Origin of the sequence: Occallatibacter sp. (genome assembly GCF_049510455.1) — a bacterium.
In the GTDB taxonomy this organism is placed as follows: Bacteria; Acidobacteriota; Terriglobia; order Terriglobales; family Acidobacteriaceae; genus Telmatobacter.
Genome location: NZ_JBEKYX010000100.1, coordinates 1 through 14,393 on the forward strand (window position 1 = coordinate 1; position 14,393 = coordinate 14,393).

Here is a 14,393-nt window from a genome sequence, read left to right on the forward strand (position 1 = left end):
ATCTTCGATACGTTCAGCAACGAAGAGGGCAGAAAGGCTCATTTGACGGGCGAGATTGCCAAGGCGCTCTTTGCGAAGGCGGAGGAATTGTTTGCTACGCCGCCGCAGGTGGAGATGCTGGAAATTCTGGCGAGCAAAGCTCCGGGAGCATAACTGGGCTCACTTGGCTGGGGCTCACTTAATTGGGGCTCATTCGTGAGGCGGCTCGTCTTCAAGTGAGTCCAAGGCCGATAGGGTTTCTTCCGGGACGTCCCACTGGCGGAGGATTTTGTAGATAACGCGGGTGGAGAAGCCGGCGGCGATCAGGCGGCGCAGGACACGGGCGGTTTCCTTTTCGTTTTCCGGCTTCTTCAGGCGCTTGCGCTCAATGTGCTGGCGGGCCAGGGCTTCTTCGTCGGTGTTGGCGTAGCGGGCTTCTATGGTTTCATTGGCGATGGGCGCGGGGACGCCTTTTTGGGCGAGCTTCTGGCGAACGGTGCGCTGGCCCAGCTTTTCGTTTTCGACGCGTAGGCGGGTGAAGGTTTCCGCGAAGGATTTGTCGTCGAGATAGCCGTGTTCTTTTAGGCGCAGGACGACGGAGTTGACTATGGCTTCGCCGGGTTCGCCGGGTTCTACGCGCTGGCGCATGAGGCGGCGGAGTTCGGCTTCGGTGCGCATGGTGCGGCCCAGGGCTTTGATGGCGTAGTCGTAGAGGCCGGATTCGCTGAGTGGGGCTTTCGGCTTGGAGGGCTTGAAGGGCATCAGCTTATTTGAGTGGGATCAAGAGATGGAATGACTTGTTGCGCCGCCAGCGGTAATGCTTGAAGTCACTGTCCAGCGTGAGGATGTCGCCGGTGTCGAGCTCGTCGGCCATCTGAATCAGACAGGCATCGGCAAAGTCGGCTGGAATATCACGATATTTCCGCATGATTTCCCGCACAGCCGATGCGGATTGATTGAGGCGAAAAGGAACTTCAAGGATTCCTGCATCTACACTGGCTATGATGCGGTCTGCGGCGGATGGAAGACCTAATATATGAATCGCTTCGGCCAGAACGGCCTCGCACGTCACCAAAGGATTTTCGATTGTTTCATAAAGACTCACGCATAGTGAATGATGCCGTTCGTCCTTGTCGTAGATTGCGATTAGAAAACCTGCATCCACCAGGATTGGCTTCACTTAGCCCGACCCTTTGGTTTCTGCCACCCCGGACCCATGCTCTTCTTGCCGAAATCCTCCATGTACTTCTTGTTGGTGGCCCGATCCGATACGCCGCTGCTTATTATGCCGATGCCAATGAGCTTGCGGCGCGGCGCGGGGGCATGGTGCTCCTCCACCAGACGAATGCCTTTGCGGATCACTTCAGAGGTGCTCATTCCATGCCGCAGGAGCCTGTCGAGTGCTGCCTGTGACTCCTCGTCCAATCTCGCCTGTACGCTGCCTGTTTTCATGATTTGATTGTACTACAAGCTTAGAATTTGTAGTACATTACTTTCCTTTCGTCCATTGGTCTACCCAGGCGTTGACGGTTTTGTACCAGAGCTGGCTGTTTTGGGGCTTCTGGACGAAGTGGCCTTCGTCGGGGAAGTAGAGGAATTTGCTGGGGACGTGCTGGAGTTGGAGCGCTGTGAAGAGCTGGTAGCCTTCGGAGACGTCGAGGCGGTAGTCGAGCTGGCTGTGGATGACGAGCGTTGGGGTTTTGAAGTTTTTTGCAGATAATGCTGGCGACCATCTGCGGAATGGATTTTCGCTGTCGGGTTTGCCGTAGTAGTCCCAGGGTGCGCCTTTGAACTCCCAGGTGTTGAACCACAATTCTTCTGTGGTGCCGAAGGCGGATTCGGGGTTGAACATGCCGTCGTGGGAGACGATGCACTTGAAGCGGTTGGTGTGGCCGAGAATCCAGTTGGCCATGTAGCCGCCGTAGCTTGCGCCGAGGGCGCATTCGCGGGATTTGTCGATGAAGGGATAGTGCTGCTCGGCGTAGTCGAGGCCGGTCATGAGGTCTTGATAGGGCTTGCCGCCCCAGTCGCCGTTGATGCCGTCGATGAATGCCTGGCCGTAGCCTGTGGAGCCGCGCGGGTTGATCATGACGACGACGTAGCCGTTGGCGGCGAAGAGCTCGGCGTTCCAGCGGTAGCTCCAGCTATCTCCCCATGCGCCTTGCGGGCCGCCGTGGATTAAGAACTTCACTGGATATTTCTTGGTAGGGTCGAAGTTGGGCGGGCGGATGAGGAAGCCCTGGACTTTGGTGTTGTCTTTTGAGGGGAACCAGAAGGATTCCATTGCGGGCAAATCAAGCTGCTGAAGCAGGGCATCGTTGATATGGGTCAGACGCTCTCCATCTGATTCGCGGGAGTAAACAGACTTTTTGCCATCTTTGGTAGTTGTCACACCTGCCATGGGACCGTGAACAAAGCGGACAACCTCAGCCGGATGCCAGACATACATTCTCGTCGCAATAAGGTAGCTGCCAGAAGCAGTTGGCAAGGGTAAAAGGCTTGAGAATTCTCCTGCGTCAATCCCACTTGGATTGAGTGTCTTGCCCGTCAAGAGGGCTTCGTGGACGGGTGCGTGACCTTCTTGGCCTGCGACATAGTAGATACCCGTCGAATCAGTTGCCCAAACAAATTCGTCAACCCAGAGATCAAAGTTGGGGAGCAAGTCTTTGGTGGTTTTGGCGGTGCGGTCGTAGAGCATTAGACGGAATTTGTCGCTTTCGTAGCCGGCGCGGGCTTGGCTGCGCCACGCTAAATATTTGCCGTCGGGGGAATAGGCTGGCGAGAAGTTGCCGCCTGCTGAGGTGCTGATTTTTACCGGCTTGGCGGATGGGTTGGTCAGGTCGAGGGTGTAGATTTGCGCGCTTGTTGAGATGGCGGGGACTTCATCGGGGTTTTCGGTGAAGGCTAACTCTTTGGAGTCGGGTGAGATGCTGAAGCCGCCGTCGCCGCCTAGCGAGAAGGGTGGAACGTCGTGCGGGGCATTGGGTGTTAGGTCGCGTGCGGAGCCGCTGTCGATGCTGACTTGAAAGAGATGGCTGCGCCTGGGGCCGGTGAAGTGGTCCCAGTGGCGGTAGAGGAGCGCGGTGAAGATTTGCGCTTTGACTTTGCTATCGGCGGCGGCCTTGTCGCGGTCGGCGTTGCATTTGTCGCCGCTGTTGTCAGTGGTGGTGATTGCGGGGCAGTCGGGATAGACGCTTGAGGTGAAGACGATGGATTTGCTGTCTGGAGACCAGCGGGCGTTGTCGGCTTCTGTGGAGATGCTGGTGAGCTTGTGCTCATTGCCGATTGTGCCGGTGGCGGGGTCGAAGGCGGCTAGCCAGATTTGCTGACTGTCGTTTCGACCGGAAAGAAAGAGCACGGAATGGCCATCGGCGGAGAATTGGAGGCCGGAGTCACCGGGGTGGAGTGAGGTGAGCTGAATGGGCTCGCCTCCGGAGATTTTCTGGAGGTACCACTGCGAGGTGGATTTGTTGGTTTCGAGGCTTTCGGTGGAGACGGAGTAGGCGAGCCATTGGCCGTCGGGTGAGACGGCGGTTTCGCCGAGGCGCTTCATGGCCATCATGTCCTCGAAGGTCATGGGGCGCTTTGTTTGTGCATAGGCGGGGAGCGCGAGGACGCAGACGATAGCGACGAGAAGGAGCTGCTTGCGATGGGTCATGGATATTTTTCCTTACTGCAAGGAGCAAGTTTATATCTCTCCTTTCCCGAAGGCTATGAGGGCTGACGATTTGTGACTCCAGAATGTCTCTGCGGCATGGAGCCGTGGGATGTTTCCTATCGAGGAATAATTCGTCTTTTGTTTGCTTATCGGTGGGCGAGTCGAGCGATTTTACACACGTTTGGGTGCTTTTTCTCATCTGATTATGACCAATGCATAAAGCCCCAACCGAGGAAGCATTCAGGGAGGGATTCAGGCGCACGCATCCGGTAGCTGCGGGAACAGCCGGGGATTCTCTGTGCGCTATAGATGTTGAAAAATATCATAAATAACTGACGATTTGCTCATTACAGGATTCGTCTGGATAACTTCGTAACGTTTATTTAGTATCATTTCTTGCAGCGGTTAGAAAGCAAGCGCTTTTTTGCGGAACGGTTTCGTGGTGCGATGGCGGCACTGGATTCAGTACGATGCGGGCCACTACAGCTTGTGGGCAAAATATGCTGTCAGGGAACGAAGTGAAGAAAAAATCCATTCCAATTGGCAGGCCCTCAGTTCTCCGGCACACCAATGCACGCAGCATTCTGAAGCTATTGCGTGAAGCAGGTTCCTGTTCGAGGGCGGATCTTGTCCGCGTCTCGGGGCTCAGTGCTCCAACGGTTACCAATGTCGTTAAGGACCTGCTTGCCGCAGATTTGATTGAGCCGCTGGGCGAGGGACGTTCGAGTGGTGGGCGGCCGCCAGACATGATTCGCTTCAAGGCAGAGCGCGGCTGTCTGCTTGCCGTCCAGATTACTGCGAGGAACATTTTCTTTCTATTTACCGACCTGGACGGCAGTGAGCTGGACCGGCTGGAGGTTTCGCTTGCGCAGCGCAAAACCAAGCCGGAGGATATTTGCCGCCTGATTGGGAATGAGCTGAAGACTTTTCTGCGCAGGCATAAGAAGACGCGGGAGAAGCTGCTGGCGCTGGTGGTTGGCGTACCTGCGATTACGAATGTGGACGAGGGCAGTGTGCGCTCGATCAGCAATCTTGAGGGATGGCGCGCGGTGCCTTTGCGCGCAATGTTGAGCAAGATTGCCGGCTGCCTGGTGATTGTAGAGAATGACACGAATCTGGGCGCGCAGGGAGAGCATTATCGCGGTTCCGCGCAGGCTGAGAAGGATTTTGTTTTTATCAACATTGGCACCAACGTTGGCGCCGGCATATTTTTAGATGGCAAGATTCATCATGGGACGGGTTGGTCGGCTGGAGAGATTGCATATCTTCGTCTGCCTTCTATTTCCCGCAGGAAGCCGGCGATTTATGAGTTTGGCGAACTAGAGGCTGTATTGACGAGCTCCGGAATTCTGAAGAGCTGGCGAGAGGCATGCAGCAAGTCTGCGCGCGGCGCAAGAAAGGGCGAGCCGGACGCGGTAGAGATTCTGGATATGGCCAAGGCCGGAGATCCATGCGCCGCTAAGATTCTTCGCCAACATTCGGAGATTGTTACGGACATCATCGTGAACCTGTCGCTCATTCTGAATCCTGGGCTGATTCTGTTAGGTGGCGAGATTGGCAGTCACCCGGCGCTGATTAGTTTTGTACAGAAGCAGTTGGAGGGTGGCGAGTTCGCAGCGGCCAGGATTGCCTCCAGCGTGCCGAATCAGCGAGCGGTGCTTTGGGGGTGCATCTCCCTGGCTTTGCAAGCGCTTCCTTCGGTCCTGCTTCCGCAGCCTGAGCTTTGACCTTTGTGCGTGGTAATGCCGTCCGATAGCATCCCCACTTTTTTGTTGCACGAAAGATGATGGCTAGTGCAAAGGCTGCTGTTTGGCGGCCCAGAAGACGGAGTTGCGGAAGATGGTGGTGAATGCCTGATTCTCGAAGAGATCGGCATGATGGCCCATGAAGATGTAGATGTTGCGTGCCTTCATGCGCTCATTCGTCCAGATGACGGGGTGATCTCCACCCATCTTGATATTCGTGTCAGGCTTGTATGTGCTTTCGTCTACTGTGGCCAGGACATGCACGTCAGGACGCGGCGACTTATCCCACGTATACCACTCTTCATGGAGAACAGGAAAAGGACTGGAGACGCCTTTCATGACGGGATGCGTTTTGTCTTCTACTGTTACAGTTCCATCTGCGAAGGACGCGATGTAATTCTTCCAGCGAATACCGCCCATGAACTGAGAGAACCACGGCCACATCTGGAAGCCGTCGAATTCACCGAGCAGGGACGCGTGGTGGAAGCCGATCCAGCCGCCGCGGCCTTCCTCGATGTACTTGATGAAGGCGGCCTGCGCTGCCGGCGTCCAGTTGTACGGCGGATAGTTCAGTTGAATGAAAAGCTGATAGTGGGAGAGGAATTCGTCATCGATTTTGTCTGTGTTCTGGATGTAGTCGACGGCGAAGTTCTCATTTGCCGCCAGTTGATTCAGCCATAGCATTGCGGCATCGACGAAGGGACGGTGAATTCCTCCGGGCTCCGCGATGGCAACTACACGAAATCGAGGACCTTCTGACGTGGAAGCCGCCGCCCATGCAGTTTTTACCGCACTCAATAGCAGCGCGGAAATGCACAAGCAAATCATTGCGTGGTGCAGCGTTCTGCGTGACAAGCGCATACTGTCTCCATTCTGTTGTCCAACACTTACATGCGGCGATAACACCGATTATTTCGCTCGTGGATGCGTCATCTCCATCGCCCAGATGGCCATGGGGCGCATGTACATCCCGGCGCGGAAGTTACCTTCGACATCCCATGCTTCCGGTGTGCGAAACCAGTAACCCTTGGTTTCATAAATGACGTGATAGAGACCGTGGACGGTCTTCCATGATTCGTCTTTCATGCTCTCACTCTGCAGCAGAGCTGCGTAGCTGAGTGTTGTGCCTACCCACACTTCGCGGGCCTCCGGATTGTCGATGATTTTGCCGTCGGCGGTCATGCCGTTGGCTGCGCCCATTTGGCCGTCGCCATACTTGAGCACACAGAAGTTATAAATCTTATTTAATGCGGTGACCTGCATTTCATGCGGGACGATATCGCCAAGTCCGGTCAAGGTTGCATACCACTGGCCGGCTAGCTGGTCGGTCTGAATATCATTACTGGATTCGCTGTGTGTGTCGTAGCGGAAGTATTCGCCGTTCCATAGCTGCGAGATGTAAGTCTTTTGCCCCTTCAGGAAAAGCGCGTGATATTCTTCGGCGGTTTTGGCATCGCCTATGATACGCGCGGATTCTTCCGCGGCTCGCAGGGCGGCAAGCCAGAGGCCACCGGAGTACGCGCTGACACCGCTCACCACCCAGTCGTCATAAGTTTGGTCAGGGTAGCCGCTGTTTTCCGGCACGCCGCCTCCATGATCGAACTGGCGCAGATACTCAATCGCATCTTTTACGGCTGGCCACGTTTCACGCAGAAATGCTTTATCGGTTTTGCCGGTCAGCACGTAGTCACGGTAGACCATTAGCACGAATTTCGAGTTCAGATCCTTCCAGTCATTTGTGTCCTGCCAGCCGGGCTCGTTTACGGCGACAAAAGGGTCGCCTTCAGGAACACCGAGATCGTGCGGTACGGCACCAATCTTCTTGCGCTTATGCGTGACAGGCTCGCCGGTCAACTGCGACTTCCAAACCGACATCCCCTGCTCCGGCCATTCCTTTGGCACTGTGTCTGCAAATTCACGCAGCACCTGCTTGTCGATCTTTGGCCAGAACTTGAGGAGCGGTAATGACCCATAGAAGCGCACGTCGAGGGTGCCATAGTATGCATAGTCGAAGCACTCCAGCAGCGCAAATGTTGGTTCTATCCTGCGATCGCTTCCGACCTGGCGCCCCCAGAAAGTTCCGCCATCAGAAAGCGCATATAGCTCGTTGAAAAGCATTCCGCGATACCAGAGTGGTTTGCTTTCGTCGTTGATATAGGGAGCCTGCCAACGGTCAATCGCTTCGCTCCACTCGGAAGCGTGAAGCAGGCCATCGCGGGCAATTTTCCATGCGTTTTCTCCGGAGGTTCCATAGAAATCCGTGTAGCGGCGATTCCATTTGCGCCCTTCGCCGAATTGAACGACGGGAAAATCCCATGCAAGAGCCATCGGGATGACTTTGCTTTCTCCGGGCTTTAGCGTGAAGCGCAACGCTATTGCGCCGGCGAGTTTCTCCTTGTCGCTGACCCATGATTTGGTGTCGTTGGCGAGACGACCGTCTTTGGAGAACGGCGTCCACACTTCCTTGCCGTCGCCCGATGCCTGCCATGTGGTTTGATAGGTGACTTCTACGCCAGGGGAATCGAGCGCGGCAATTGCGAACTGACCATCCCAGTCATTTGTGCCTATATGGTTACGGCCGAGGACGATGCCCTTCATGGTTCCGGAGCCGGGAATCATCTCGCTCTGGTAGTCATTGTGATTGCCCTGATTTGGAGTGCCTGCGAAGTCATTTGTGAAGGTGCGGAACCAGCCAGACATATTTGTCCACGTCAGCATGACGGAGACTGTTACCGTTTTGTTGGTTGGGTTTTGAGCGTGCCAGCGGTAGACTGCTATCGGATAGCTTGATTCACGGTAGTTGTCAGGAAGAATGGGCGAGAACTGCTCAAGCGTTACGCGGGCAGGAAACTTGTCAGAGCGGTAGTCGAACCAAGCCTTGGGGTAGAGAGCGTAGTAGTCCCCGGCACCGACGGGGTAATCCCATTTCCAGGTGGACAGTTCACCATTCTGGGGGTGACCGTTCATGAGCACCTGCGCTACGCCCTGCGCGTCTCCTTCGGATTTTTGATACATGGCAAATTGATTGGCATAGACGGGCTCATATTTGTGCACAGCGGCCTTGATGTGCCAGCGAGCGAAGTCGCCGCGATAGCTGCGCGAAAATGTCCCCGCACCAAGGCCGCCTACGGGCACGCCCTGCCAGTACCCATCATCAATGAGGCCGCTCTTCATGGCCTTGCCGGGGTTTTCCAGCGGCTGCCCCAGCGGTCGCTTCCAGGCGGCAGAGGGAATTGCCTGCTGACTATGCACCGCACTGACGGCAGCCATGTAGAACACCAGCAAAAGAATGAAACTTAGTTTGCAAAATCGAATCAATATGTGCTTCAGGATGCCCTCCTGCAAGTCAGCCCCGAGTGCGAGCCTATCATCAGAAATTCTATGGACAGCATAGGCGTGAGGGGCGTTCACACGTAACAAATTCGGACGTGAACTGGTACGATCAATTCCGCCCGCCTAGCCACAGCAAGGCATTTTCAAAGAATCGATTTTGCGTTTCATCACTCAGTATCCTGGCTCCGTGTCCCATATTTGTGTAAACCATCTTATATTTTTTGTTCGTCCACGCAACCGGGACATCGCCTCCGCCCAATGTATCTTTAAATCCCAGCGGATAGTTCGACGGTGCAAGCGTGATTAGAACCTTGATATCTGGATTGTTGCGCGGGCTTGGTTGCCAGCTATACCACTCATTATCCGGAGATACAAAGCTCTTCGGCATCCCTCTGGTTGCCGGATGGCTCCGATCGTCAATCATGAGCGTGGCCGGCATCGGAGGCCAACTGTTGCCGGAGAACATTGTTCCTAAAAAGTCAGCAAACCAAGGCCAGGTTTCACGGCTGTCCATCCATCCGGACACGTGGAAGCCCATCCATGCTCCGCCATGTTCCATATAATCGGCAAATGCTTTGCGCTGCGCCTGCGTTGCAGGAAATTCATTGAGCCACAGCACCACCTGGTAATCTTTCAGCGTTGCAGGATTCAAGTCGTTCCAGTTGGATGTTGCCAGGAAAGTGAAATGATCGCGTTCCGCCATAGATTGAAAAAAAGGAATCGCCTGCATGGCGAAATCAACGTGGTCCTGTTCTACGTTTGTTGAGTAAAAAGCAAGAACACGAAAGGTCTTTGCCTGACTGAAACCCGATAGTACACACAGACCAAAGAAAGCAATGCCGAAGAATAATTTCATGCGCCGAATCATGAGGTTCCTCTCGCATCCGACGAGCCATACATTCTCTCGACATCGGACTTTCTAACGATTAATAATATAGTGTTATTTGGAACGGGCGACAATATGGGTTTGCGCACTTCATCGTTTTATTCGAGCGTTCTACGCGGCATCACTCTTGCCGCCATAGTGTTGCTTGTAGCATCGCCGCTTTCTGCATGGTGCGCTGTAGAGAATTCCGCATGGGGGCGCCTGATTACCAGCGCTGCTATTGTATTGAACCCATCCACGCACAAGATTTACGCAGTGAGTGAAGGCACAGAATCCGTAACTGTGATTGACGCCAAAACGGGCTCTGCGCACACCGTAAAAGTGGGCCGCGAACCCATTGCCATCGCAGTTAACCACATTACCAATCGAATTTATGTTGCCAACGATGGAAGCGCTTCAGTCAGTGTCATCGATGGCACAAGCGATGCTGTAATCACTACTGTTACAAGCGACCCGCTTCCCTATATGCTGGCCGTAGACGAAGCAAGCAATCGAATCTACGTAACACACACCTATAGCGGCACGGTAACTGAAATTGACGGCGCATCGAATGCGACTCATTCCCTTAAGGCAGGCAATGCCGATGGGGTGGTTATCGATCCAGCTACGAACACGGTCTTTCTAACCACCTACGAAGATCCGAACATCCGCATTTTGAATGAAGCGACGGGCGCCGTCACCAAAGTTGCCGTTGGCCCGCACATCTGGGGCATGATTTTGGACGAGTCAACTTCCACATTGTTTCTGACGCACATGGCAACGGCCGAATTGGTAGCGCTGGATGAAAAAACGCACGTCGTCAGCACCATTCCCGTCGGCAAACTCCCTTGTGCGCTGGCTATTGATTCAGTCACGCATAAACTCTACGTGGTGAATTATGGCGATGAGACTGTGAGCGTGATTGATCTGCGGACAAGGAAGGTGATTGCAACTTTGCCTGTTGGCCGGCACCCACAGGGCATAGCGATCGATTCGAAATCCAACCGCATCTTTGTAGCGAACGTCCTCGGCGACAATGTTACCGTCATTGACGGAGCGAGAAATAAAGCGATCCGTGATTTGAATGCGGGCCGCCATCCGTATGCAGTGGCGATCGATCCGGTTTTCAGCCGTGTCTATGTAGCGAATTACAGTGCGCCTTGGATAACTCCAATTGCGAATGGGAAATAATTTTGCGTTGCCCTATTCTTACTCCGCCGGGGATGTTTCCCCTGGCTCTGCCGGGGAGGCAGTAGAAGTTTGACATTTTCTAGAGCCCATCCAGAGACTCTTCGAGGTGAAGCTGAGGTATATTCACCGGAATCCCGTGGAGCGCGGATTGGTGGAGAAACCGGAGGACTGGTTGTGGTCGAGTTGTCGACACTATATGACTGGAGAGAATGGAACGGTTGAGATTGAGTCCTTCTGGACGGCTGCGCGGAGGGGTGGGGAGTTGCCGGGTTGGTTGAGAAGGAAAAGGCCGGGAGGCTGAGGTTCGAGGTATCCCAGGTCCTTAACTGCAAGGACCTGGGGCACCCATCGGTGTGGGTGGAACTTGCTTTCTAAAGACCTTGAGGGGGGCACCCATCGGTAGTAGTGAACGCGCTTCCTGAAAGACATGGTGCAACATAAGGTGACATTGTGAGAAAGGGATGTATATTCTTGGGCAAATGCCCAATGAACTTGTCCGTTTTCAAGAGACGGGAAATTTCCATTTCCTGACGTTCAGTTGTTTTCACCGGCTTCCGTATCTGGGTACGGCAGAGGCGAGGGAGATTTTTGAGGCTAGCCTGGAGTCGATCCGAGGGCGGTATCGATTTGTTGTTGTGGGGTATGTGGTGATGCCGGAGCATGTTCATCTGCTGGTGAGCGAGCCGCAGAAAGGATTGCTGGCGAGGAGTGTGCAGGCGTTGAAGCTATCCGTTTCTGTGCAGCGTGTGGAGCGGCCCTTCTGGCAGGCGCGATACTACGACTTCAATGTACACAGCGAGGAGAAGCGGGCGGAGAAGCTGAGGTATATTCACCGGAATCCCGTCGAGCGCGGATTGGTGGCTAAACCGGAGGACTGGCTGTGGTCGAGTGCTCGACACTACGTGACTGGAGAGAATGGAACAGTTGAGATTGAATCTTTCTGGACGGCTGCGCGGAGGGGTGGGGAGTTACCGTGGTGGTTGAAGAGGAAAAGGCCGGTAGGCTGAGGTTCGAGGCATCCCAGGTCCTCAACTGCAAGGACCTGGGGCACCCATCGGTGTGGGTAGAACGAACTTTCTAAAGACCTGGGCCACCCGCCGGTTTGGGCTGAGGTGCTGAAGCTTGACAAGGTTGGCAGACGCGATAACTTTTTCTCTCTCGGCGGCCACTCATTGTTGGCAACGCAAGTTATAAACAAGATTCGACGGACACTCAAAGTAGACGTTTCTATCCGCACATTGCTTGAGACTGCTACTGTTGCTAGACTTGCCGAGCAAATCAACAACTCAGTAAACCTGCGACAGTTCGATGTCATATTGCCAATCAGGTCAGAAGGTATTTTGAAACCTATATTTTTCATGCATCCAGGAAGCGGACTCAGTCAATGCTATATAGGGTTCTTGAAATACCTCGACAGAGAACGTCCAATATACGGCTTACAATCACGCAGTTTCACAGCCTCGCGGGGGGCTGTTCAATCGATAGAGGAACTTGCTGTTGATTACCATAATGAAATTCGCAAAATTCAACCGACCGGGCCATATCATTTGGCAGGCTGGTCTATTGGCGGGCACATCGCCTTTGCTGTTGCAAATGTGATTCAACGGCTCGGCGATGAAGTGGCACTTCTTTCGCTTTTTGATTCCACTCCATTTTTTTCAGATGAAATTGAAAACACTGATGCCCACGCATCCCCAACTTTGTTGGACTTTGCATATGATATGTTTGGCGAGTATCTAGGGAGTCAATACACAACCCTCCAGACTCTTTACGACCGGCTACGTCAAGATGATCGATTGCCACCGCTTCTCAGCGAAGATCAGTTTCCAGTACTGCTCCAAAACATGAGAGATGCGTTAACTCAAGGACAAAAGTTCGTACCAATGAAGTATATCGGCAACCTCTTAATCTTCATCGCAACGAAGAATGAAACCGAGATCCGATCAGTTCTGGAGAAATGGCAGCCATATGTTGATGGAATGATTTGTTATCATCCTATTGCGTGCGAGCATGGTGAGATGATGAATCCGGAACCGCTAGCCGAAATTGCAAGTCTTCTCGAAAACGAATTGAAGAGTCTCTGAGTTGACTGTGGAGCAGTATGACCCAGATGAGTGTCACCCAATATTTCAAGATGATGGGCAGCGGCGGCTGTATCCAGCGCTGGACTGGCTCGAATAAAATCGGTGGACGAGTTCGATTGGATAACTGAAGAAACAATCTGCGCGAAGTTTTTATTGGCTCCAGCCGCAGGCCTGAATGGTTGGAGTCGCGGTTGATGGTGCGGAACCGACAACTATCGCGTCACCTTCTTGCCCGGAGACGAATTGACGACGATGCATGGGCTGGCGGGTGAAGTTCGGGTATGGCAGAGAAAAAGGGGCGAGATGGGGCGGGAACTACGATTTCAGTCAATGAGGTGAAGATGCGCGAGCGGATGAGTGCGGGATGGTGGATGGAGACCGTGGCGCAGGATGTGCGTTATGCGCTGCGCGGATTCTGGAGGTCGAAGGCATTTGCCGTGAGTGCAGTACTGACGCTGGCACTGGGAATTGGGGCGACTACAGCAGTATTCAGTGTCGTGGACCCGATTCTGTTTCGTGCGCTGCCATATGCGGATGCGGGACGGCTGGTTTCGGTTGGGTTCGCAGTCGCGTCGGCGCCCGAGGAGTTTATGGCCGGGAGGTTCTATCTGGATTGGCAGGCGAACCAAAAGCCGTTTGCAGCGATTGCCAGCCAAGGCGACGCGCCGCATTCGTGCGACCTAGTGGAGAATCATCCGGCAAAGTTGGAGTGTGTAACGTTTCAGGCAGGAATGCTCCCGATGCTGGGGATTTCGCCGGTCTTGGGACGGAATTTTCTTCCGGAGGAGGATGTGCCGCACGGGTCACCTGTAGTGATGATTTCGTATTCGCTGTGGCACGGACATTACGGTAGCGACCCGCAGATCACTGGGAGAGAGATCAATATCGATGGAGATTTGGTACGGGTAGTAGGCGTGCTTCCGCGAGATTTCCAGTTCCCGACGCTTGAACCGGCGGATGTGGTCCAGCCGATGGCGCTTGACGCCGCGGTGCAGAACACCGTAAATGGTGGATTCGGGGACGAGATGCAGACCTTTGCCCGACTGAAGTCTGGGGTCAGCCTCGCAGAAGCCCAGGTGCAGATGCAATCGGTGTCCAATCCGGAGATGGAGTGGCTGCCGGAGCGGATGCGGGACTCAACTAGACTGAGCATCAGGCCACTCCGGGAACGGGAGATGGGCGATACGCGACGTTTGGCGTGGATTCTGCTGGGCGCAGTGGTGACAGTGCTGCTGATCGCGTGCGCGAACGTGGGCGGGTTGATGGTTGCGCGTGGAGCGGAGCGGCAGCGAGAACTAGCAGTGTGTGCGGCACTGGGAGCCAGTCGCTGGCGCCTGGCACGACAGGGATTGACGGAGGGTCTGCTGCTGGCATTGGCAGGAGCTGCGGTGGGACTGACGCTGGCAGAGGGATTGCTGCGGGTGTTTGTGGCATTGGCTCCGGCGGGAGTTCCATTTCTTGGTAATGCGCATCTAGATTTGCGCATTGCGGCGTTCACAGTGCTGCTGTCGCTGGGATGCGGGGTAGTGTTCGGGTTG

12 protein-coding genes are annotated in these 14,393 nt (G+C 54.4%); 5 read left to right on the forward strand and 7 right to left on the reverse strand.

Annotated features, from left to right (window positions below):
- Nucleotides 1–189: 189 nt before the first annotated feature.
- From ABSG47_RS16915 to ABSG47_RS16930, 4 genes are read right to left on the reverse strand one after another with little or no spacing between them, the layout of a single operon-like run.
- Nucleotides 190–741: a regulatory protein RecX gene (locus ABSG47_RS16915; RefSeq protein WP_424170878.1), complete on the reverse strand. Its 552-nt coding sequence runs from the start codon at nucleotides 739–741 to the stop codon at nucleotides 190–192.
- 4 nt (nucleotides 742–745) lie between these two features.
- Nucleotides 746–1,144 carry a type II toxin-antitoxin system VapC family toxin gene (locus tag ABSG47_RS16920; protein WP_424170879.1) on the reverse strand — a complete coding sequence of 133 codons (399 nt, stop codon included), beginning with the start codon at nucleotides 1,142–1,144 and terminating at the stop codon, nucleotides 746–748.
- Nucleotides 1,145–1,155: 11 nt separating this feature from the next.
- Complete coding sequence (locus ABSG47_RS16925) at nucleotides 1,156–1,431, reverse strand: hypothetical protein (RefSeq protein ID WP_424170880.1); 276 nt, start codon at nucleotides 1,429–1,431, stop codon at nucleotides 1,156–1,158.
- Between the two features lie 37 nt (nucleotides 1,432–1,468).
- Nucleotides 1,469–3,637 (reverse strand): S9 family peptidase, encoded by a 2,169-nt coding sequence (locus ABSG47_RS16930; RefSeq protein WP_424170881.1) that lies wholly within the window; start codon nucleotides 3,635–3,637, stop codon nucleotides 1,469–1,471.
- Nucleotides 3,638–4,155: 518 nt separating this feature from the next.
- Here ABSG47_RS16930 and ABSG47_RS16935 point away from each other — a divergent pair.
- Nucleotides 4,156–5,364, forward strand: a complete 1,209-nt coding sequence (locus ABSG47_RS16935; protein WP_424170882.1) for an ROK family protein — start codon at nucleotides 4,156–4,158, stop codon at nucleotides 5,362–5,364.
- Nucleotides 5,365–5,427: 63 nt separating this feature from the next.
- Here the strand turns inward: ABSG47_RS16935 and ABSG47_RS16940 are convergent, their stop codons facing one another.
- The 3 genes from ABSG47_RS16940 to ABSG47_RS16950 form a co-directional block, all read right to left on the reverse strand.
- On the reverse strand, nucleotides 5,428–6,243 hold the full coding sequence (locus ABSG47_RS16940) for a ThuA domain-containing protein (RefSeq protein ID WP_424170883.1): 816 nt from the start codon (nucleotides 6,241–6,243) through the stop codon (nucleotides 5,428–5,430).
- Between the two features lie 48 nt (nucleotides 6,244–6,291).
- Entirely contained in the window at nucleotides 6,292–8,652 is a 2,361-nt protein-coding gene (locus ABSG47_RS16945; RefSeq protein ID WP_424170884.1) for a GH116 family glycosyl hydrolase, read from the reverse strand.
- A gap of 172 nt (nucleotides 8,653–8,824) precedes the next feature.
- Complete coding sequence (locus ABSG47_RS16950) at nucleotides 8,825–9,571, reverse strand: ThuA domain-containing protein (RefSeq protein ID WP_424170885.1); 747 nt, start codon at nucleotides 9,569–9,571, stop codon at nucleotides 8,825–8,827.
- Between the two features lie 105 nt (nucleotides 9,572–9,676).
- Here ABSG47_RS16950 and ABSG47_RS16955 point away from each other — a divergent pair, with 105 nt between their 5' ends.
- From ABSG47_RS16955 to ABSG47_RS16970, 4 genes are all read left to right on the forward strand, one after another.
- A complete protein-coding gene (locus ABSG47_RS16955) occupies nucleotides 9,677–10,771 on the forward strand; it encodes a YncE family protein (protein ID WP_424170886.1) in 1,095 nt (364 codons plus the stop codon).
- Nucleotides 10,772–11,232: 461 nt separating this feature from the next.
- The gene (locus ABSG47_RS16960) at nucleotides 11,233–11,778 is read left to right on the forward strand and encodes an REP-associated tyrosine transposase (RefSeq protein ID WP_424170887.1); all 546 of its coding nucleotides are present in this window, start codon (nucleotides 11,233–11,235) and stop codon (nucleotides 11,776–11,778) included.
- A gap of 105 nt (nucleotides 11,779–11,883) precedes the next feature.
- Nucleotides 11,884–12,855 carry a thioesterase domain-containing protein gene (locus ABSG47_RS16965; RefSeq protein WP_424170888.1) on the forward strand — a complete coding sequence of 324 codons (972 nt, stop codon included), beginning with the start codon at nucleotides 11,884–11,886 and terminating at the stop codon, nucleotides 12,853–12,855.
- A 281-nt stretch (nucleotides 12,856–13,136) separates the two neighbouring features.
- The coding region (locus ABSG47_RS16970; protein ID WP_424170889.1) for an ABC transporter permease at nucleotides 13,137–14,393 on the forward strand (1,257 nt) is incomplete at its 3' end.